Raw genomic sequence first — 22,220 nt, forward strand, 5'->3', positions numbered from 1 at the left:
TTAATACTATTCTTCTATTATAATATATTTTTCAATTTTCTTCAGATTATTTTACTTCTATTATATACGCACTAGTCTGAGGTGGTATACTCATTGTCATCACATTTGAATGATATGCTACAACTAAATCTCCTATCCTTAAATCATTTACTGTAATTTCATTGTATTCATAATTTAATATTAAAGTTTCATCACTAACAACAAGTCTTGTAAAAGTATAAATATCACTTGGATCTTTTCCTATGGTAATCAATTTATATCTTTCATCATTACTATTTGCTATTTCCACAATTCTTCCTATTTTATAAGAACAACATTTCATTTTTCTTCCCCCTTAAATTATCCTATTTATCTATTATACTCTGATAATTTCATATAGTTACTCTGTACAGTTTTAAATAAAAAATAAAACATCTCATGTGGAATAAGATGTTTTTATTGTGAGCTTATTTTATATCTATTAATGAACATAATTTATATAATGAAACTAAATAAAATATATTTATCTTGCAAATATGATGCTACACTATTTTTACAACAACAATTAATATGAAGTACGCTTAGTGTTTAATATTTATTATAGTAAGTTTGTTAATCTTTATGGCGATATCCTTCACATTGTTTTTTGAAATAATTTCTTTTTCTATTTTTTTCGCATTCTGATACTCCACAAACTGTACAGTTTAATATTTCTTTTGATGACAGTTCAAATACTGTACATGCCAATTCTAATACTACCTTTTCTAATAAATTTATTTCATCTTCTAATTCACAAACCATACATTCTATTAGTTCACACTTACAATTCATATGTGACTTGCATAAGCACTCTATATTACTTATTTTTGAAATTATACTTGCTATTGAATCTATGACTTTAAATAAAGAGCATAATACAGCTGATATCAAATCACATTTTTTACTAAATAGACATCTTAATTGACAAAGTAAATTTTTAAAATTTTTTAGTATACATTCAAATTTATCTAGTTGTAGTAGATATCCATAGTTTTTCTTACAACAAGTAAATTCCTCTATATCGAAAAGTGTTATTGTTAATACATCTAGTAAGTTAATACAATTACAATCCTTATTCCATCCATATAGTTTATCAATACACAAGTCTTCTTCTAAAAAGTTATTCGTAATATTTCTTATTATTTCAACTTCTTTTGCATGGCCTTTATCATCATAATGATTACAACCATGGCAATTTTTATCACACATTTCATTGCGCTCATAATCATCATTCTGCTCATTAGACTTATACATATCATCTATGCTTCCTTTTTCACAAGGTCTAAATTCTTTTTGACAGTCATCAAACCCCTTATGATAGCATCCTTTATCACAAAATAAGTCGAACTTCATCTCATTTAATATTTCATAAACAAATTTCAAATTAAATATATAATACACTACTTATCCCACCTTTTCAGTCAAAGAATAAACTTTTTTATATGCAAGATCTTTGACTATTTTATAAAGATTTTTATAATACTTATTTCTTTCAATTTATGCTGGTTCTTGATTTTCACAATAAAATTAAAAGTTAATCACTCCTTAAATATTTTTTCAAAGGAATTATCTTCTTTCCCTATATATATATGAATATTACTAAAAAATGACACTAAATTTAGTATTTTTATTTATAAGAATTCATATTTTTACATAAAAATACATCACAAAATTATTTATTTTTCATATTATAAGATATACTTGATAGGAGGGAATATTTATGAAAAATTATGACTGTCATAACAACATAATATGTCCATCAACTGCAAAAAAACTTTTGGATTCTAATATTACTACAGTTAGTACAAATTCAAGTTTTCCAATAGATTTTACTTTATATAAGGATTTAAAGTTACCTAAGAAGTGTAAAATTGAAGTTCTAGAAACAAGACTACAATATAATATCTCTAAAATAGAAAAAGAATTGTTAATTAACGGTAAATGTGTAGATTCACATAAATTTTCACTTCATAATTGCATAGATATAAAGGATATATTTATTAATTTAGCAAAAGATAACCACAATAAAATATTATTTAATATGATGGAGTATCTTAAATTAGAAATTTCACTGATATTAGAATTTAAGGCTATAGCTCATACTGATAGTTGTGGAAAAATATATTTCGAGGCTATTGGTAAGTCTAAAGATTATATCGAAACGCTTTTAATGAGCCACTGTTGCATACCTGTAAATTGCAATTTGGATAATATTTATATAGAGATAGATCACTGTTTAAATACTAAAGTTAACCCTAATCATATATTTCTATCCCCTATATATGACTGCCAATCTAATATTAACTCTCTTTTAGGAAACGTATTTATTAATTATGAAATTTTAATAGACTTAATATGTTATAAAAAAATAAGAAAATACTCTTATAATCCCTTTCCTCATTTTAGGAATAATTATTATGAAGAATATATCCATTTTAACTGACAATTATATTTGTCAGTTTTTTATTTAAATATAAAATTTGATAAATCATATTAAAATTCCACAAAATTTTTAAATTTTTTATACTTAATTTAGTAACATTATTATATTTTGTAAATATATTATACTATAAGCTTCGAAAGCTTATAATATAATATTTTAAGGAGTAGATTTTATGAGTAATAATAGTTGGATGGTTTCAAGACCATGCGAAAGACACGAACCACACCCTTGTCCAAAAGAAGACGATTGCTGTTGTAAAAAAGATGAATGTCATTGTAAAAAAGACGAATGTTGCTGTAATAAAGATATGAAAAGAGCTTTAAAATTATTATTTGATCCATCAATAAAATATGATGTAGATTTTGATGAGTTTGCTTTTATTGGTAAAAATTTTTTAGTAGGGACTTCTATAGATAACAATGACGACGCAAAGGATAATATAACTGAGCCTGATGCTAAACTATGTTCTCTTGACCCTTGTCACTCTGATTTTATAAATATAGAGGATAATGATGTTAGATATCCAATTCCAGCTTATGATCCAGAGGACAAAGATTTTAACATAAATGTTAGAAGGGCATCACTTTGTAATCTGGATGCTATAGTTTTTGAATATGATGAAAATCCTTTCGAGTTCGAGAAAAAATTAAAAAAATTACTTGATGATAAATATCCTTGTTGTTGTCCTAAAAACGAAGAATGTTGCTGTGGCGAAGGTATATTTAGAGATATCTTTACACCTTATGCTTCTCATGATATCAAGCTTAATTTTACTGCTGGTTGGTTAGCTTGTAGAGAGGCTAGAGTTTTAGGTAGAGTAGGAAATATATTAGTTCTTGCTCATAAAGAAATGTCTGAAAAAAGAATTTACTTTGTTTGTTTAGAGTCGATTGGATTCTATAAAGTAGATATAGATTGTTAAAGAAAACTCTCTTGACAAGAATTGTAAGATAAATTGGATTCTCTAAAAAATATATAGATTAGAAAATATTTTAGTTCTTGATAATTATATCAAGACTGTGAAATTTTTTCTGTAAATAGCTTTCTATGATAAATTTCTTAAGGCGTGGATATGAAAATTAGGTATCCATGCCTTAATTTGAATGTAATTCCAATTTCTAAGCGGTAAGGTCCATTTTTTTGTTGCTTCAAAAGTAGCTAAATACAATGCTTTAAGTAATGATACCTCACTTGGAAAAACACTATGTTGGCGATTTAAACGGCGATAGCTACTATTGAGACTTTCAATTGCATTAGTTGTATATATAACTTTACGAACGTCTGCAGAAAATTTTAAAATTGGGCAAATATCATCCCAGTTAGTTGACCAACTTTTCATAGCATTTGGATAATGATTTTGTCATTTTTCCGTTACATTAAGTATAATTGCATGTCCTTGTTCTTCATTTGAAGCATGATAAATTGATTTTAAATCCTTTGCAAATTCTTTTTTATCTTTATATGATACATGTTTTAAAGTGTTACGCACTTGATGAACTATACATCTTTGGTATTCTGTATTTGGAGATGCTACATTAATTGAATCTGAGATTTGACGAGTTAATATCCCTCTAGCATACATAGAAAATATTTTTTGTTCGATACTTGAAATGTCTTTTTGTCTTTTTTAACTAACTGTGGCTCAAAAGTATTTTCACGGTCTTGTAGTACATCAATTTCAAATTCACCATATTGGCTTCTAACCATTTCTTATTACCATTACGTGAATTACTAGATTCAGTTCTTTTATAAGGTTCATATCCTAGGTGATTATCTAGCTCCGCCTTAAGCATACTCTCTATAGTTTCACCAAGTAAATCTGTTAAGGCTTCTTGTATCTCTTCAGCACTTTAAATATCATACTCTTCAATTAAACTTGCTATGATGTTTCTTTTTCCCATAGTAAAACAGCCTCCTATAATAATTAAATATTATCATAGAAAGCTGTTGAATTTTGTTATTTACAGAGTTTTTTTCACACAGTCATTATATCCTCTAGCATGTATAGAATTTACTTGGTATGCCTAGAGTCTATTAAACTCTATAAATCATATACCATATAATTTATAAATATTTAATTAAATTATTTAGGTGTGCATTCTTCCTATAGAAGGTGCACACCTTTATAATATATCTATATTATTTTACTTATTTTTGATGTACTATAAATTGTTATACACGATTCATTATTTTCTACTATCATAACACCACCACCAACTAGTTTTATAACTCCATCTATGTCTTCTTTTAATGGAGTTGGCATATTTTCCTTAACAATTTCTATATTGCTTATTAAATTAGTTGCTTCTTTATCTAATTTTACGTCTTCCACAACATATGTTTTGTTTTCTATAGTTTCAGTTGAACTAATCACATCTAATTTTTCAATATTATTTATTTTTGATACTGAATCATATTCGATATTATTTATATTTTTTATGGATTCTATATGGTCTTTTGTAACAACTATAGCTGTTTCGTCTTTATTAACTACATTATTTATAGTTTTATTGCATGTATTAATAATATTATTAATTTGAGTTTCATTTTCTTCTTTTTTCTCTAATACGTTATCGTTGTATTCAATATCTAAAGACTCTGTAAAATTTGCCTTAGAATGCCCTATATCTTTAACTACTTGATTTATTATATTTTTATTTTCATCTATATTCACTAATATATTTTTTATATCATTAGGCACGACTGTTATAGTTTCCATAGATACTTTTAGTGGTTCAAATGTTCCATCATCTAGTACTATACCTATATAATTTTCTCCTGTGGGATCAAAAGTAATATATCTATCTTTTATTTCTTCCTTATTTATATTTTTATTACTTGGTTCAACAAATAAAATATCCATAGTTTTAGGTTTAATTAACTGCATATCTTTATTAATATTTCCGATTATTTTTTCTTCATAAACAGCTTTTATATCTATTATTGCCTCTGACTTATTTTCTTTTATATCTTCAACTGCCCTAGTGGTAGATTGATTTGTAATTACTTTGTAATCCTCCATATGTATATCTGTTACTACTCCCACTTCTTCAACTTTTATAGGTTTGGCAACTTCAACTTCATTAGAATTATTAGTTAAAACTAACATTTCTTCAGTTTCAATCTCTTTTATTACTTTTTCTTTATTATCTTCTATAGAACTTATTACACTATTTTTTTCAACATTTATTTCAACATCTTCTAAAACAGCTTTTCTTTTTATATCTAATGATGTATTCTGACTTAAAGCTTGTCTTTTGTCTAATGATTTAATATTATTTATATAATTATCACATTTTATTCCTTTATAATAAATTGTATTTATATCATTCTTATTTTCTTGTATATACCACTCTATATTTTTTTCTTTGGATAAATTATTATTTCCTCTATAATACACTGAATTTTTATATTCCTGTACTATTTCCTTTTGGATAATATTTTCTACTTCTGTCATAAATATATTTTTAATTCTATCATCTATATTAGTATCTAATATTTTTAATTTGACTATATCTTCTAAACGTAACACTTCTTTATCAATTATTATTATATTTCTGTTTATTTTAATTAAATCTAAGTTATCACTAGTAATTTCTATGTCTTTTTTTACTCCGTCTATCATAATTATTTCCACGTTAATTGCATTATTTCTTTTATTTGATAACATATTTACCATATCTTTTATAAGATTAAAAGCTTTGACAAATATTTTATTATCATTTTTTTTAATCATTTCCTTCACCCCTTTTCAAAAAAACAAATCTCCTCATTATACATATGTATAATAAGGAGATTTTATTACATAAGACGTGTACTAAATTACTAGCAACTAACCATCTACATATTTTTATCCATTGTAATAGCAGTTTGAACCAATTCTTCCATCTGTACAAGTAATAGTGCCTGGATTTGTATTTGTATATACTATAAGCTCTTCTTTTACTATAGCATATATTGTCTTATCTATTAGCAAAGTTGAGAACGCATCTGCACAGAACTCATTTGTTGATTCATTATAAGTTTTTGTTGCTCTTATACAATCTATGGAGAAACATGCATCAAAAATTTCTTCAAAGTGTATTCTATTTCTACCTGATGGTAAACATATTGTTCCAAAGAAATCTGCTTTATTAAATCCAAATCCTTCACTTAATGGTCCACTAAATTCTTCAGTTTCTGCTCTAAAGTCTTCACATCCTATTTTACCTTTAACTATAAGTTTAGCTTTACAAATATAAAAATCTAAACAATCTTCACCTATTATAGTTTTTCTTCCTTCTTCACAGCATTCAATATCTATTGTCTTACTTCCTTTGTATATATTATATAATTTTTTCTTTATTGAACCTCCACCACAATCAAATTCACATTTGCAACTTTCGGATTCATTAGATGAATGGAAAGATACTTCATTCTCTAAGCTATCGATTCTTACATCTATCTCTTCATCTATTAGTCCTATACATTTATACTTAACTATAATAGTTTCTATACATATTTCATCTCCTTGTTTATAGCCTCCACTTGACGTTATAGTAAATTTAATATCTTTTAAATATTTTCTCTGCTTATCTTCTAAATGTACACAGTCGTATATTCTATCAGATAGTACTGGAATACCCTTTGCTGTACATATATCCAACGGAGCTGGTATCTCTTTTGGAGAACAGCATCCTTCTTGGCATCTGTTTGGCTTTTCAACTGGACTTGGTTTTTCACATCCACAACAGTCTTGATTATTATTGTCTTTTACTTCACTCATGTCATATATCCTCTCCTGATTATTTTTTAGAAAAGACCATATTCTCTTCTTATATAAAATATATGATTTTAATGAGTACATGTTACTATTTGAGCAATTTATTTATTATTTCTGATAATTTATGTATAAAAAAGATTATTTTAATATAAACATTAATATGAATATTTTTAAGGAGTGATCTTATGCCTTTTATAGATAAAACCTCTATCTTAGTTGAAAATTCAATAAGCAAAGGACTAACTTTATTTGAACTTAATGAAAATATTATTTCTACTAATATAGATTCTCATTTGAATAATGTTGATTCCCATATATTAATAAATGGCGAGTATTCATTTATAGATATTTGGCTAGATATAGATAATAGTGATAATATTTATGGTGTGTTTAATGATAAAATAGGTAAAATTCAAAATTTAACTATAAATGATAAGTGTCTAGATGCAGATACAATTATAAAATATGACTATAAAAATTTTTTTATAAAATTTATTTATACAAAAAAAATAAATAACAAGCAACATATAGTGTATTATTCCATCAATAAAAATTCACCTTACCATGCATATCTAGTTCATTTTTATAAATCACCTTATATTTGTAAAAAATCTAGAATTGATTTTTTAAAATATGATATATTAACTAACTTTGTTATTACTTATAATGATAATATTCCATCCATATTCTACTTTAAGCTGGTAAATCATAAAGAAGAACTATTTTCATCTATATTTGATGAAAATAGTCATACTTGGTCAACCCCAGTACAAATAACTAGCTCAAAGAAAAGCAAAATTTATTTATCAGTTATAAAAGATATTAAAAATAATTATCATATAACCTTCGCAGAAAAAAATAATAATAAGTATTATTGTAAATACTTACAAGGCAGTTTTATAGATGGCAATTTTATCGTTTTATTAGAAAAATATATTAGTAAAAGCTCCATGTGCGTATTCCCAAATTTAATTTCCACTCATTCTAAAATATATATTCAATGGATTGAATACTTTAATTTATATACTAGTGAATCTTCAGATTATGGTAAATCATGGTCTAAGCCAAAATTAAATTCTTTAGCATCAGATTTTTATTTTCAGAGATATGAATTTAGATCCAATAATAATATTTATAATGCTTCAACGGTATTTGCACTTAAAAACTATAAAATTATTTTATAATAAATACATTTTTAGGGGGTTAAATTATGTTATGTAAAAACTGTGGATTTGATTATAATGAAAATAGTAATTTTTGTCCTAAATGCAATAGGAAGCCCGACATTGATAAGGATGATATAGTGATTATCAATGATGAAAATTGTCATGGAGAATATTATAGAAATAGTAAAACAAAATATAATGTTTATGATGAGTTTGCTAATCTAAAGCCTTATTATCAACTAGAATTCACCAAAATAAAAGATAGTGGTGAAACTTATAAAGGTAAGTTTAATTTCTTTCCTTTTTTATTTTCTTGGATTTGGATGCTGACAAAAAAAATGTATGTTGGAGCTGTAGTATATATTATTGTAGTCGGAGCATTAACTAATTATGTTCATGGTGTTTTTTCTTTATTATTTGCAATAGTTATGGGAATTAGGGCTAACTATATGTATTATAATTACTACACTAAGGGTACATATAAACTTTGGTGATTTATTTAAAGCAGTATATGTAAAATTTACATATACTGCTTTTTTTAAGTTAATGACTTTATTATATTTTGAATTACCATGTTAATTTCTTTTTCATCGTTCCACTGCAAATCAGGAAATAAAACAAATCTAGGTATTAAAAATCCCAAAATATTAGTTATAATAATCCTGAAAAAAGTAATCTCATCCACATCTGTAATTTCATTTTTATCCTTCAGTCTCTTAGTTAATTTTATAAATACAGGATATGCATCAACTAAAAATATTTCTTTTATTTCTTCCTTTATATAATCTTGTGATATGATTTCCTGAATAATAATCCTAAATAATGGTGTTTCATCTTTAGCAAATTCATATCTATCTCTTACTATAACCTCAACAAGACTTTCTAGTGTACTGTAATCTTTATCTAATATACTAAATATAAATTCTTTTATAATCTTAGGTTTCACAAATCTCATAAATGATGGAATAAATATGGCATCTAACAAATCTTTCTTTGTTTTATATTGCCTAAAAATTGTTCCTTCAGCTACTCCAGCTCTTTTTGCAATTTCAGAAGTTGATACTTTTTCATATCCTTTTTCACTAATAAGCTCTACAGCTGCTACCAAAATATTTTCCTGTTTTTTTGTAAGTTTATTTTCTCTATTACCTTCTTCAATAATATAGTTAATCCATTTACTCATTTTATCACCTTACCAAATTCTATGTTTTTTTAATGTTATTATATTTAGTATTGCAAATACCACTGTAAAGCCTATAAGCACTAATAAATCTATACTAATTTGTTGTAAATTATAACCACAAGTCATAACTCCTCTTAAAGCATTACTAGCGTAGGTTAATGGCATACATTTTGATAAAATCTGTAGGGGCTCTGCCATATTTCTTATGGAGAATAATCCACAGAAAAACACTTGAGGAACTATAACAATAGGGATAAATTGCATAACTTGAAGTTCGTTATGTGCATAAGATGATACAAACATTCCAAAACTTAGAGCACAAAGAGCTATTATGGTGCTTATTAACAAAATAAGGCCAATACTTCCACCATTATATATTTTTAATATACCAATGGAAAAAGCAGATATTATTGCAGATTGAACTATGGTAAATATACCAAAACCAATTAAATATCCAAATACTATCTCATATCTTTTAATTGGAGTTGCTAAAAGCCTTTCTAATGTTCCTGTTGTACGCTCTCTTAAAAAACTTACTCCTGAAATTAAAAATACAAAGAAAAATATAAATAGTCCTATTAAAAGTGGTCCAATATAATCTATTGTACTCATATCATTATCACCAAAGTAATTATATGTTTCAATTTCTGTTGAATTTATATCTATAGAATCAATTTTATTAGCAAAATCCTTATTTATAATGCTAATCATAGGATTACTTGCTAAATCTTCTATTATTTTTTTATTGTCTTCACCTTTTTTAGTCATATAGTCTTTGACTGCTTCTTGAACATTTTTATTTAACTGATTAATTACAGAATTATCAGCACCATTTAATAAAATATTAAGTTTTTTTTCATCTCCATAAATATATGCATCTAACCCTTTATCTTCAAATTTACCTTCTGCTTCTTTTTTACTCATTATACTTATATCATTATCTTCATCCATTGATGATAATATATTTTTCACATTAGAATTTTCCACACCTATGTTTAACTTAGTATCTTCATCAGTAAAAACAAAACTCATTAACGTTAAAACTAGCATAGGAGCAATTATTAATAATGCTAATGTTCTTTTATCTCGTAAAAATTGTCTAATTATTCTACAAACCATAGCACTAATCCTCATATACATCACCCCCTAACTTTAAAAATACTTCTTCTAAAGTATTACATTCATTTTCATTTATTATATTCTCAGGTTTACCTACACAAATGCATCTTCCATTTCTAAGTAAGGCCAGTCTATCACAATAAGATGCCTCATCCATAACGTGAGTAGTAATAAGAATAGTTACTCCATTTTCTTTTAACCTATATAATTCCTGCCAAATTTGTTTTCTAAGTAAAGGATCCATTCCCACTGTAGGTTCATCTAAAATCAATATTTGCGGATTATGAATCAATGATATAGCAAGAGATAGCCTTCTTTTCATACCTCCAGAAAAATTACTTACTATTTTTTTTGCATCTGCATTTAAATTTACTATCCCCAAACATTTTTCAATTCTATTTTTTCTTTCCTTTTTGGGTACCTTATATAATCTACAATAAAATCTCATATTTTCTTCTGCACTTAAGTCTGTATAAAGAGCATCTGCTTGAGCTGTATATCCTATGCTTTCTATAGTTTCAGGATTAGGTACTTTTTTATTAAAAATAAGTATATCTCCTTTATCATTTTTTTCCATACCCATAATGAGTCTTATTAAAGTTGTTTTTCCTGCTCCTGAAGGTCCTAGCAAGCAAAATATTTCTCCTTTTTCAATATGAAAAGATACGTCTTTCAGCACCTTTTGCTTTTTATATGATTTATTAATATTTTTTATTTTTATACAATAATTATCTCCCATATCTACCCTCCTATAATGAGTGATTACTCACTTTATATAAAGATAACATAATTGATATTCTATAGCAAGAAAAAAGTCTATCTTAAATAGTTAAAAGATAGACCTTAGTATAATTTGATTTTATTCACGAATAAATGTGTCACAAGATGCTGTATTTGCATCTATGCTTACATTTTCTGCAGTACAATTTTTATTTTCATTATATGCACATTTACAAGCTTCGCAGCTTATATTGTAAGTATTTGTTTTTGCAGAGTTCACACTATTTGTAAAAGAATTAGAATTTCTATCTACATATGAAGAACAAGTAGTTCCATCAGTTGTAACAGCTTCTGTTCCTCTAATATTTATAGCTCCTGCACTACACTCCATTCGTTGGTTAAAGGCACAATTTGTAGCATTACATTTTAAGTTTGTATTTTGCATTTTTTACCTCCTTAAATATATATCCCTTATTATTACCAATATAAAGAAAAATATTTAAGACACTAAAAAAGACTCAAAAAGGCTGTATAATACCTTATTGAGTCTTTTATTTACTTATTATTTTGAGTAAAATTCTACTATTAGTATTTCATTTATTTCTATTGGTACCTCATTTCTTTCAGGCATTTTAATAAGTGTACCTGCAAAGTTTTCTTCATCTTTTGCTAAATAAGGATATACTACTAGTGATCTTTCTTGGAAGTTAGTTTTAAACATTTCATTGTTTCTAGATTTTTCTCTTAGAGAAACAGTATCCCCTACACTTACTGCACATGAAGGTATGTCTACTTTTTTCCCATTAACTAATATATGTCCATGAACAACCATTTGACGAGCTTGTCTTATAGAGTTTGCAATACCTAATCTATAAACCACATTGTCTAATCTACATTCTAACATTTGAATTAATGCTGTACCTGTAGATTCCTTAGATTTTTCTGCTTTTTTGTAGTAATTTCTAAATTGTTTTTCTAATACTCCATAATAAGCTCTAAGCCTTTGCTTTTCTAATAACTGTAGTCCATAAGCTGAAAGCTTTTTATCAGCTCTACAAGTTCCTTTCACTGCTCTGTCCATTGCTTTAGGATGTCCACATACATTTAGTCCTAACCTTCTACATTGTTTAAATCTTGGTCCCATCATTTTTGCCATTGCTTTAATCTCCTTAAAAATTATTATTTGCCGCGATAATTTTTAAAGCCAAGATAATTATATCATTCAATAAAATAATTGTAAATGATTTTCATTAACATTTATCTCGTTATTTTATATCATTTATACACTTCTCTCATTAAATAGATTTCTACATAGAAAAAGAATCTGGGTGCAGACTCCCAGATTCTTTTTTACAATTAAGAGTAATTTTAAAAGTTAAAAAATCAATAGCAAAATATTTCACATAATATTAAGGTGTTTTTATGGCTTTTATTATAAATTTTTATTTTTCACTAAAAATCTTTTGTTTTTCAACTTTGATTATATTTTACCACAATGATATTATTTTGTAAATGATAATTATTATCATCTATTTATTTTTTTATTTTTTAATTTCATTTATTGTTTTTTAAGTTATTTTTTAATATAATTAAAGTACACTTTAATAAAGTTAAAATGCATCTTCACTATAAGGAGGATTAGTTATGGATAATATTCCAAAGTGGTTAGAAAATTTAGACGATGAAGATATAAATTTCATTAAAAAATTTATTTTATCCTCAGGATCTCTTAAGGAAATTGCAGGGATTTATAATGTCACTTATCCTACAGTTAGACTTAGACTTGATAAGCTTATACAAAAAATTGAACTAAATGATAAAACTCCTAGTGAACCATATATTTCACTTATCAAACAATTAGCTCTAAAGGATAAATTAGACTTTGAAACTGCAAAGCTTTTAATCAATGAATATAAAAAAATAAAGGATGTGAAAAAATAATATGAGTATGTCACCAGTTTTACTAGTATCAAATAGCATTGTATTTTTAGCAATATTAATTGGTATAGCTATTTTACAAATATTTTTATCAAGCAAGGAAAATAAAAAACTAGGGTTTATACTCCCTGGTATAAATATCATATTTTCAATATTGGCTGTATTAATTGTACTGTTATTTGCTTATACTCCTGATACTTCAATACTTGTAGCTGCCTTAATAGTATTTTGTGCTTATAATATTCCTACGGTTATTCTTGTAGCAATTTACTATGCTTGTCGCCATAAATACAATAAAAAGCATGATATAAACAAAATGAATATTCAAGATTTAAATTAGTCTTAAATAAAAATAGGCGCCATAATTTTAAACTGTGGCACCTATTTACTATGCTTATTTAAAAATACAAAATTCCATTATAAATTATTAACTTATAGAAATTTCTCTGCTACTCTATTCCAAAATTCATATCCTTTTAATCTTAATAATTTTAATTTATAATTAGATTTATATATTTTCACTTCTTCAATTTGACTAAACTTATACTGCTTCCCATCTATTACAATAAGAATAGAATTCTCAAAATCATATTCTGGGCTTATGGATATAACTGATGTTGTTGGCAGTATAATACTTGACGTAAATGATCTATAAGCGTTTGTGTTCATTGGTGCAATAGGTGTTAGTTGAATTAAATCAAGTTTAGGATCAACTATACTTCCCCCAGCTGAATAATTGTATGCAGTTGAGCCCATTGGTGTTGATATAAGCATACCATCTCCACTAAAATGCTCTATTTTTATTCCATCCACTTGTAAGTCTAAGTGTACTGTTCTTGATTGAGTATTTTTTATTACGATTTCATTAATTGCACTTATGTTTATACACTTTTTCTTGGTAACTATACTTGCTTCTATGGCATATACTTGCTGTATGGAATATTCTTTATTTATGTATTTATTTATAAATTCATTGATTTTGTCTGGTGAAAGCTCTGCAAAAAATCCTAAATGGCCAGTGTTTATCGCTATTACTGGGACTTCAGCAAAATCAAATTTATGTATTGTCTTTAAAAATGATCCATCTCCTCCTATTGATATCAACAGTTCTGTTTCTTTTTCTATTTCTTCACTTACTTTAAAACCTGCTTTAGTTAATTCTTCCACTAAAATTCCTTTAGTTTCTATTGATTTTGGTAAATCATTATAAGAAATTGTAATTACGCCTTTCATTTCATTTCCTTCCTAAATCCGACTATAATCTTATTTTATATTTATCTATTCATAATAATCCAATTAAAATTTGTTTGTAATATGGTAAATAATATTATAACCTAATTTAAGTATTTTAACTAATTCTTCTTACTTATAAAATGTATTTGATCTTTTATTATTGTAAAATTTAACATATTTTTAGTTGTAAAAGCAACTATATCATCATATAATAAAATTATAGTTGCAAAAGCAACTACATTAAAATAAATAAGGAGATGAGTATGTTTGAACATAAAGCTGTAGGATTAAATATTTTTATAATTGATAAGTACTTTAAAATGTATCTAAAAAAATCACTTAAAAAGCATGATTTAAATACTGCTGAAGGATTAGTTTTGCTCGTTTTTTTAAAGCATAATAATAAAATGTCACAAAATGATCTTGATGAAATTCATAGTAGTAAGGACGGCAAGACACAAGACGAAATTATATCAGAGCTACACTATGATAAAGGTGTTATGACAAGGACTATGCAGTCACTTGAAGATAAAAAATATGTTACAAGAAAAAATAACCCAGAAGATAGTAGGTCATACATTTTTGAATTAACAGAAAAAGCTATTCATTTAAGACCTGATTTATTAAAAATTTTAAGTGGATGGAATAGCATCTTATTGCAAGGAATCCACAAGGAATTAGCAGATTTAATAAAGTCTCAACTTGATAAAATGGTTGAAAATATAATTAATTCTGATAAGATTTAAAAATTACTTCAATTGAGTAACTACATGGTTGATCACTTTATCGAATTAAGGATTTGTCTTTGCTCAAAAATTAGGAGGGAAATAACTATGACTAAAACAAAAAAAGACTCAAGATATATTTTAGTTATGATAATTTATTTAGCTGGAATATTTATGGGAGCAATTGATACTGGAATTGTTACTCCAGCTAGAACAGTAATACAAAACAATTTAGGTGTAAATGATCAAACAGGAATATGGATGATAACAATTTATACCTTAGCCTATGCAGTAAGTATACCTATTATGGGAAAACTAGCAGACAAATATGGTCGAAAATATATTTATCTCACTAGTATTTTATTATTCGGTATTGGTTCCCTATTTTGTGGATTGTCTCAAGACCTAGGAAGTTTTAATTTATTACTTATAGCAAGGGTTGTTCAAGCCTTAGGTGGTGGTGGTATTTTACCTGTAGCTACTGCTGAGTTTGGAACTACTTTCCCTGAGGAAAAGCGCGGTCTAGCCTTAGGACTTGTAGGTGGTGTCTATGGAATTGCCAATATATTTGGAGCATCTGCTGGAAGTGCCATATTAGACATATTTGGAACTAACAATTGGCAATTTATATTCTATATCAATATACCTATTACAATTTTCATATTAATTGCAGGATTTACCACACTAAAAAATACTAAAGTACCTGACACAAGTAAAATTGACTTTTCAGGTATATTTATATTAACAATTATGATTTTATCCCTTTTATATAGTTTGAAAAATTTAGACTTTTTTAATATATCTTCTACTATTACTAATACAGACGTATTACCTTTTTTAATAATATTTTTAGTGCTTATTCCATTATTTATTTTTATTGAAAAAAAAGCAGAAGATCCTGTAATGAACTTAAATTATTTTACTGATAAAAACATTGTTTTAACTTTATTAATTTCCATGCTAACTGGAGTTATTATTATGGGAATGATTTTTGTTCCTCAATTTTGTGAAAACACAATGAAAATTGCTACTGGTAGCGGTGGTTATTTTGTAATAATATTAGGAGTTTTTGCAGGAGTTGGAGCTCCTGTATCTGGTAAATTAATTGATAAATTTGGAGCAAAATTAATTTTAGGATTTGGTTTTCTTATTTCCATAGCAGGTTCTTTATTCTTATCAATTGTAGCTACTTCACATCCATCAACTTTGACTGTTGTTATTAGTTTAATCCTAATTGGTGTAGGTGTTGGATTTACTATGGGTACTCCATTAAATTATATGATGTTATCTCATACTAAAGAAAGTGAATCAAACTCTGCCCTTGCAACACTTTCACTTGTTCGTTCATTAGGTACTGCTGTAGCTCCAGCTATTATGGTAGGTTTTATTGCTCACGCTGGTTCTAATATTCAGGATGAAATAATGAAAGATTTGCCTAATACAATAACTATTCCAAAATTACCTTATGCTGATGAAATAACAAAGGAATTTAATGATTTAAAGTCAAATTCTCAAATGAAAGATAAGCTAAAAAATATGGATATGCCTGACCTTACGTCTATGGAAACAGTTAAAATTGATTTTGATGATAATAATTCTGACTATAAAGTTCCTGATGATGTAGTTGAACTGATGAAAACTTCTGACGTTACTACTATAACTAACAACTCTAAAATCATGGCAAAAACTATGTTTGATGAAATGACTCCATCAGTAATTAAAGATATACAAAATAATGTTCAAAAAGGAATTGATGGTGTAGACAAAGGTGTTGTATCAATTGAAAATTCTATTTCAAAATTAAATGATGGGTACAACAAATTAAGTACTGCTTATACGAAGGTGAATGCTGGTTATAATAAATTAAATTCCGCATATACTCAAGTAAATTCTGCTTATATTAAAATGAACCAATCATATATTAAAGCAAATAATGCTATGAAGCTAGCAATGAAAAATCTTGATAATAAACAAACAAATATGAATAATACAACTTATAATCCTAACAAAAATGCCGTAGAAGCTAGCACTTTAAGTACTAAAACTACGAAAAACAATAGTAATAACTCTCATGGTGATAATAAAGATATTGCAGATAATAGCTCTCATAATATGAGTCAAATGGGTGGTAATACTGCTTCAATGACAGCTAAACTTAAGTCTATGAAAGCTCAAGTAGATACTATGAAAACAAAAGTAAATACTATGAAGTCTCAAGTTGACACTATGAAAGTACAGGCAAACAACATGAAATCTCAACTTAGCTCCATGAAAACTGCATTAACATCAATGAAGGAAACATTAAGTTCTATGAAATCCTTAGAAGATAAAATGATTATTTTGAAAAAATCTGTACCTAATGCTTTTGATGAAGGTGAAAAATCTTATCTTAAAGAAATTGACAACAGAAGTGATCAAATTGAAAATACATTCCAAAAAAATCTTAACATAGGATTTAAAAATGTTTATTTAACAACAGGTATTGCGTCTATTATAGGGTTATTATTATTACTTTTTTATAAAAATAAACCTGTAATTAACAATAAAAAATCTAATTAACTGTTACTATTAATTTACAATCTAACTATTTTTTATCTACACCCTTATTTAAGTGTTAGAATTATATTGTTTAAAATAATAACAAATCTAATAAGTTTAGAGGGGGTAATTGAAATGAAATACAATTTATTAAAAAAATTTATGGTAACTGGATTAGCTTCTCTGCAACTGGCTACGTTTATAGCCAATATATAGATGTTAATTCTACTCAAAAGTAAGATACAATAAAGTTTTCATTATAAAATAGGATTCCTACAAATTTAGGAATCCTATTTTATATGTAATATATAAATATTTAATAGCTTTATATACATATTAAATAAATACTCTTAACAGATTTTATTTAATGTAATTTATTTTACTATTATAGTTTTTAATAAAGTTGCATATCCATCCTTACTCATTTTTACTGTAATTTTCTTATTTGGTTTTTGCTTAGGAATCTTAATACTATAGTAACCTTTCTCATTTACTCTACCTTTGCCTATTAATTTGCTTTTATCATAAATTTTTATATTTGAGTTTTTTGAACCTCTACCAGTAATTTTTGTATGTGTATTTTTCACCTTATTTATAGTAAAGTTAGCAGTAAATACTTTCAAAACTTTTTTTCTCACATATTGTGTTACATATCCTTTTTTACTCATTTTTATCTCAACATTAGTTGTAGGTTTTTGTTTTGGAATGGTAAGTTCAAAGGTTTTGTCCTTTTTTATTGTTGATGATTTTCCTATTTGTTTTCCATTTACATAAACCTTTACTGTTGCTCCAGCAGATCCTTTTACTTTTATTTTTGTATGGCTAGTTTTTATTGAGTTTACTTCTAATTTGTTGATAAATTTAGTTTTATTATAAATAGATTTTATTTTAGTTGAATATCCACTTTTACTAATTTTTACTGTGATTTTACTACTAGGTTTTTGCGCTGGAATACTTAAAATATATGTTCCATCTGATTTAACTTTAGAACTTGACCCAATTTGCTTATTGTTTATATATGCCCTAATATTAAATCCTACTTCACCACTTCCTTTAATTATAGTTCTAGAGGAATCTGTTATAGCACTATTTACAGTAAACTTATTTATTTGTTTCAATAATACATTTATTTTAAATGTTGCTTTAAGGTCTTCCACCTTTGCTATGATTTCACAACGCCCTTTAGACTTGCCTGTAATCCTCCCATTCCCATCTACTGTAGCTACGTCTGGATTTGATGTGTACCACTCTATATTGTCGGATTTTATACTACTTGGGTTAAAGTTTAGTTGTTGAATATAATTATCACCTACATATATCTCTGCTTCTTTTTGTGGAAATTCTATGGATAATAATTTCATATTTACTGTTACAGTGCATCTAGCTACCATATTATTGGAACTTGTAGCTTCTATTACAGTAATTCCACTTCCTATAGGTGTTACTTTTCCATTTTTATCTACAATAGCTATGTTTTCATCTAAACTCTTCCACTTTACATTTTTATCATCTGTAGTATCATTAGGATAAAATATTGGTGTTAATGTTTCCTCATTAGGATTTTCTAATGTAATTTCCTTTTTATTCAATCCTATACTTCTTATAGGCGCTACAACTTTAACAATGCTTTTGGCAGTCTTATCTCCAACTTTTGCACTGATAATAACGTTTCCTAAGGAAATTCCTTTTACATTTCCATTATCATCTACAGTTGCTATATTTTCATCTGAGCTGGTCCATACTATATCTTTACTGTCTGTAGTGTCAATTGGATTATAAGTAATATTTAATTGCTCACTTTCTGACCTATTTACTTGTAATTTTTCTTTATCCATAAAAATATTAATTAAAGGTGATTTTACATTTACTTCACAGGAAGATAGTAAATTTCCAACTTGTGCAGTTATAACTGCTTTCCCTGATTTAAGACCTTTAATTATACCTTCTTTACTGACACTTACAATGCTTTTATCTGAACTTGTCCATACTACTTCTTTGTTATCTGTTGTATCTATTGGGCTAAAATTTAAATTTAATTGTCTTTCTTTATCTCTATTTAATGTTACATATTTGTCTTCTAAATTTATGCTTGAAAGAGGAGACAATACATTAACAGTACAATATAAGGTTAAATCTCCTATTTTTGCAGTAATAATTGTACTACCTTGTGACTTTGTCATTACTTTTCCAGTGTTATCAACATCTGCTACGGACTTATTTGAAGATGACCAACTTATATTTTCTCTTATTTCATTGTTAAATTCATCTAGAGCTTTTAATTTAACTTCTTTGTTTTTGTTTATAGAAATACTACTCATGTTTAACTTTACAGAATTATTATCTTCTACCTTAACATTACATGTAGATTTTTTATTATTAACTGTGGCAGTAATTTGTGCTGTGCCAGTACTCATAGCACTTATACTGCCAGTCTCATCAACTGTCACTACATTTTCATCTGAACTAATCCAGGATACATTTTTATTGTCAGTAGTATCAACTGGATTATAATTTAAAGTAAGTTTTTCACTAGTACCTTTTTGTAAACTTATATCTTGATAATCTAAATTTATATCTAAAAGAGGTGATAAAACTGTAAATTTACAGGATGATTGTAAGTCACCGACTTTAGCTGTAACTATTGCACTTCCTGGATTTACACCAATGACTTCACCTTTATCATTAACTTTTACAATATTTTCATCAGAACTAGTCCAAGCAACTTCCTTGCTGTCAGTGGTATCTTCTGGATTATATGTAACTTGTAACTTACTTTTTCCACCTTTATTTAAAGTTTCACTACTTTTATTTAATTTTATTTTTTCTAAAGGAGATTTAACACTAACTTTACATGTAGCTTTTACTGTGCTGGTTGATTTTGCTGTAATTACTACATCTCCAACACTTATGCCTTTAATTACTCCCTTATCATCTACCTCTGCTATAGAATCGTCTGAAGATGACCAACTTATTATATCTGTTGTATTTTTAGGAGTTAAGCTTCCTTTAATTGTTGTTTTGTCTCCTTTGTTTATATTTATTTCTTTCTTATCTAAACTTATATCAGTAGAACTTACAATTCCTTTACTTACTTTTAGCATCGCTTCATAAGGATTTATTCTTCCCCATCCATACTCATCATCTCTTCCTTCTTTTCCCAAATCAACAGCAGTAGAATATAGTATATTTTTAATTTCTTCCACATTTAAAGACGGTGATTTAGAGAGCATTAAAGCAACTACCCCACTTACAATTGGGCTTGCCATAGATGTTCCACTATTATATCCATAAGTATCCTTTGGCGTTGTACTTCTAATATTTGTACCTGGCGCTGCTATATCTTTTTGAGGACCATAGTTTGAATATGTATAATCAAATTTATCATTTTGATTTGTTGCTGTTACAGATATGCACGCTTCAAAATCTGAAGGATAATGAGGTTCAGAGGAGCATTCATTCCCAGCAGAAGAAACTGTTACTACACCTTTATCTTTTGCATTATTAATAGCATCTTCTAAAATATAATCATAATGCTCATCTATACCAATTCTCCCTAAACTCATATTAATAACTCGCGCACCATGTTCTACAGCATAATTGTACCCTCTAATTAAATCACTTGTATAAACTATATTTTTGTAATTTACTCTTTGAAAAACATTTATTACCATTAAGTCTGCTTTATTATATGCTGCACCTGCTACCCCTAAGTTATTATCGCATTGTGCAGCTATTATTCCCGAAACATGGGTACCATGATTAGCTGTATCTTTACTCAACGGCTTAAAATCATTCATAGCATCCACTGCACTATCTATGTTATTAACTAAATCCCTATGAGTTGGATCTACTCCTGTGTCAATAACTGCAACTTTTATATTTTGAGATTTTTCATCTATTAATGACCATGCTTTATCTAAGTTAATTTGATTTATGTGATACTGACTAAGCGGATCATTTGTAGTTATTTTATTATCCTCCTCTAAGTTATATATAAAATTAGGTTGAACATATTTCACACTATCATTTTTTTCAAATTTATCTATGGCTTCATCTACACTAACATCATCGTCAATTTTTACAATATAATAGTTATCTTCTTTATTTTTTTCAACTACATTGCTATCTAAATTTTCTGCAATGGAATAAGCCTTTTTTTCTTTTACAGAATCTTTAAATGCTACTAATATTTCATCTTCTTTATAAGTAGAAACTTCTTTTTTATTTCCATATGTAATACTTGGACAAAGAAAAGTTATACTTAGCAATAAACTAATTATTTTATAAAATTTTTCTCTCATTTTTCTCAACCCCAATATGTAATAATGTAATTAAGTACAAGATTATTTAATAAATAGTCTTGTACTTAATTTTT

At 26.7% G+C, this 22,220-nt stretch carries 19 protein-coding genes and 1 pseudogene; 8 read left to right on the top strand and 12 right to left on the bottom strand.

Features of this window, described 5'->3' with window-relative positions:
- Positions 1-46: 46 nt before the first annotated feature.
- Together JW646_RS05035 and JW646_RS05040 are read right to left on the bottom strand one after the other, a co-directional pair.
- Positions 47-322, bottom strand: coding sequence for a hypothetical protein (locus tag JW646_RS05035; RefSeq protein WP_148558392.1), 276 nt, complete (start codon positions 320-322; stop codon positions 47-49).
- Between the two features lie 269 nt (positions 323-591).
- Complete coding sequence (locus JW646_RS05040) at positions 592-1,419, bottom strand: hypothetical protein (RefSeq protein WP_228416815.1); 828 nt, start codon at positions 1,417-1,419, stop codon at positions 592-594.
- A 319-nt stretch (positions 1,420-1,738) separates the two neighbouring features.
- On the opposite strand from JW646_RS05040, the gene JW646_RS05045 reads away from it, so the two are divergent.
- Together JW646_RS05045 and JW646_RS05050 are read left to right on the top strand one after the other, a co-directional pair.
- Positions 1,739-2,461 carry a hypothetical protein gene (locus tag JW646_RS05045; RefSeq protein WP_148558390.1) on the top strand — a complete coding sequence of 241 codons (723 nt, stop codon included), beginning with the start codon at positions 1,739-1,741 and terminating at the stop codon, positions 2,459-2,461.
- Between the two features lie 172 nt (positions 2,462-2,633).
- Complete coding sequence (locus JW646_RS05050; RefSeq protein WP_148558389.1) at positions 2,634-3,383, top strand: CotA family spore coat protein; 750 nt, start codon at positions 2,634-2,636, stop codon at positions 3,381-3,383.
- A gap of 123 nt (positions 3,384-3,506) precedes the next feature.
- On the opposite strand, the pseudogene JW646_RS05055 reads toward JW646_RS05050, so the two are convergent.
- The 3 genes and pseudogenes from JW646_RS05055 to JW646_RS05065 form a co-directional block, all read right to left on the bottom strand.
- Positions 3,507-4,362, bottom strand: a pseudogene (locus tag JW646_RS05055) (transposase).
- A 233-nt stretch (positions 4,363-4,595) separates the two neighbouring features.
- Positions 4,596-6,197: a hypothetical protein gene (locus JW646_RS05060; protein WP_228416816.1), complete on the bottom strand. Its 1,602-nt coding sequence runs from the start codon at positions 6,195-6,197 to the stop codon at positions 4,596-4,598.
- A 114-nt stretch (positions 6,198-6,311) separates the two neighbouring features.
- The gene (locus JW646_RS05065) at positions 6,312-7,226 is read right to left on the bottom strand and encodes a hypothetical protein (RefSeq protein ID WP_148558387.1); all 915 of its coding nucleotides are present in this window, start codon (positions 7,224-7,226) and stop codon (positions 6,312-6,314) included.
- Between the two features lie 182 nt (positions 7,227-7,408).
- On the opposite strand from JW646_RS05065, the gene JW646_RS05070 reads away from it, so the two are divergent.
- Positions 7,409-8,407: a hypothetical protein gene (locus JW646_RS05070; protein ID WP_148558386.1), complete on the top strand. Its 999-nt coding sequence runs from the start codon at positions 7,409-7,411 to the stop codon at positions 8,405-8,407.
- A gap of 26 nt (positions 8,408-8,433) precedes the next feature.
- On the top strand, positions 8,434-8,883 hold the full coding sequence (locus JW646_RS05075; RefSeq protein ID WP_228416817.1) for a DUF2628 domain-containing protein: 450 nt from the start codon (positions 8,434-8,436) through the stop codon (positions 8,881-8,883).
- A 44-nt stretch (positions 8,884-8,927) separates the two neighbouring features.
- On the opposite strand, the gene JW646_RS05080 is transcribed toward JW646_RS05075, so the two are convergent.
- The 5 genes from JW646_RS05080 to rpsD form a co-directional block, all read right to left on the bottom strand.
- Entirely contained in the window at positions 8,928-9,572 is a 645-nt protein-coding gene (locus JW646_RS05080) for a TetR/AcrR family transcriptional regulator (RefSeq protein WP_228416818.1), read from the bottom strand.
- A gap of 9 nt (positions 9,573-9,581) precedes the next feature.
- On the bottom strand, positions 9,582-10,706 hold the full coding sequence (locus JW646_RS05085) for an ABC transporter permease (protein ID WP_228416819.1): 1,125 nt from the start codon (positions 10,704-10,706) through the stop codon (positions 9,582-9,584).
- A complete protein-coding gene (locus tag JW646_RS05090; RefSeq protein ID WP_228416820.1) occupies positions 10,696-11,430 on the bottom strand; it encodes an ABC transporter ATP-binding protein in 735 nt (244 codons plus the stop codon). Before JW646_RS05090 ends, JW646_RS05085 begins: the two co-directional genes overlap by 11 nt.
- 120 nt (positions 11,431-11,550) lie before the next feature.
- Complete coding sequence (locus JW646_RS05095) at positions 11,551-11,856, bottom strand: DUF1540 domain-containing protein (RefSeq protein ID WP_228416821.1); 306 nt, start codon at positions 11,854-11,856, stop codon at positions 11,551-11,553.
- A 117-nt stretch (positions 11,857-11,973) separates the two neighbouring features.
- The gene (gene rpsD / locus JW646_RS05100; RefSeq protein WP_228416822.1) at positions 11,974-12,567 is read right to left on the bottom strand and encodes a 30S ribosomal protein S4; all 594 of its coding nucleotides are present in this window, start codon (positions 12,565-12,567) and stop codon (positions 11,974-11,976) included.
- A gap of 488 nt (positions 12,568-13,055) precedes the next feature.
- Here rpsD and JW646_RS05105 point away from each other — a divergent pair, with 488 nt between their 5' ends.
- Both JW646_RS05105 and JW646_RS05110 read left to right on the top strand, forming a co-directional pair.
- Entirely contained in the window at positions 13,056-13,352 is a 297-nt protein-coding gene (locus JW646_RS05105; RefSeq protein ID WP_228416823.1) for a DUF2089 family protein, read from the top strand.
- Position 13,353: 1 nt separating this feature from the next.
- Positions 13,354-13,689: a hypothetical protein gene (locus JW646_RS05110; RefSeq protein WP_228416824.1), complete on the top strand. Its 336-nt coding sequence runs from the start codon at positions 13,354-13,356 to the stop codon at positions 13,687-13,689.
- A gap of 92 nt (positions 13,690-13,781) precedes the next feature.
- Here the strand turns inward: JW646_RS05110 and JW646_RS05115 are convergent, their stop codons facing one another.
- A complete protein-coding gene (locus tag JW646_RS05115) occupies positions 13,782-14,582 on the bottom strand; it encodes an NAD(+)/NADH kinase (protein ID WP_148558378.1) in 801 nt (266 codons plus the stop codon).
- Between the two features lie 263 nt (positions 14,583-14,845).
- On the opposite strand from JW646_RS05115, the gene JW646_RS05120 reads away from it, so the two are divergent.
- Together JW646_RS05120 and JW646_RS05125 are read left to right on the top strand one after the other, a co-directional pair.
- Positions 14,846-15,328: a MarR family winged helix-turn-helix transcriptional regulator gene (locus tag JW646_RS05120; protein ID WP_187359321.1), complete on the top strand. Its 483-nt coding sequence runs from the start codon at positions 14,846-14,848 to the stop codon at positions 15,326-15,328.
- Between the two features lie 87 nt (positions 15,329-15,415).
- Positions 15,416-17,866: an MFS transporter gene (locus JW646_RS05125; protein WP_228416825.1), complete on the top strand. Its 2,451-nt coding sequence runs from the start codon at positions 15,416-15,418 to the stop codon at positions 17,864-17,866.
- A gap of 353 nt (positions 17,867-18,219) precedes the next feature.
- Here JW646_RS05125 and JW646_RS05130 read toward each other — a convergent pair whose 3' ends face one another.
- On the bottom strand, positions 18,220-22,146 hold the full coding sequence (locus JW646_RS05130) for an Ig-like domain-containing protein (RefSeq protein ID WP_228416826.1): 3,927 nt from the start codon (positions 22,144-22,146) through the stop codon (positions 18,220-18,222).
- Positions 22,147-22,220: the final 74 nt, after the last annotated feature.

It is taken from the genome of Terrisporobacter hibernicus (assembly GCF_020809405.1).
Lineage (GTDB): Bacteria > Bacillota > Clostridia > Peptostreptococcales > Peptostreptococcaceae > Terrisporobacter > Terrisporobacter petrolearius.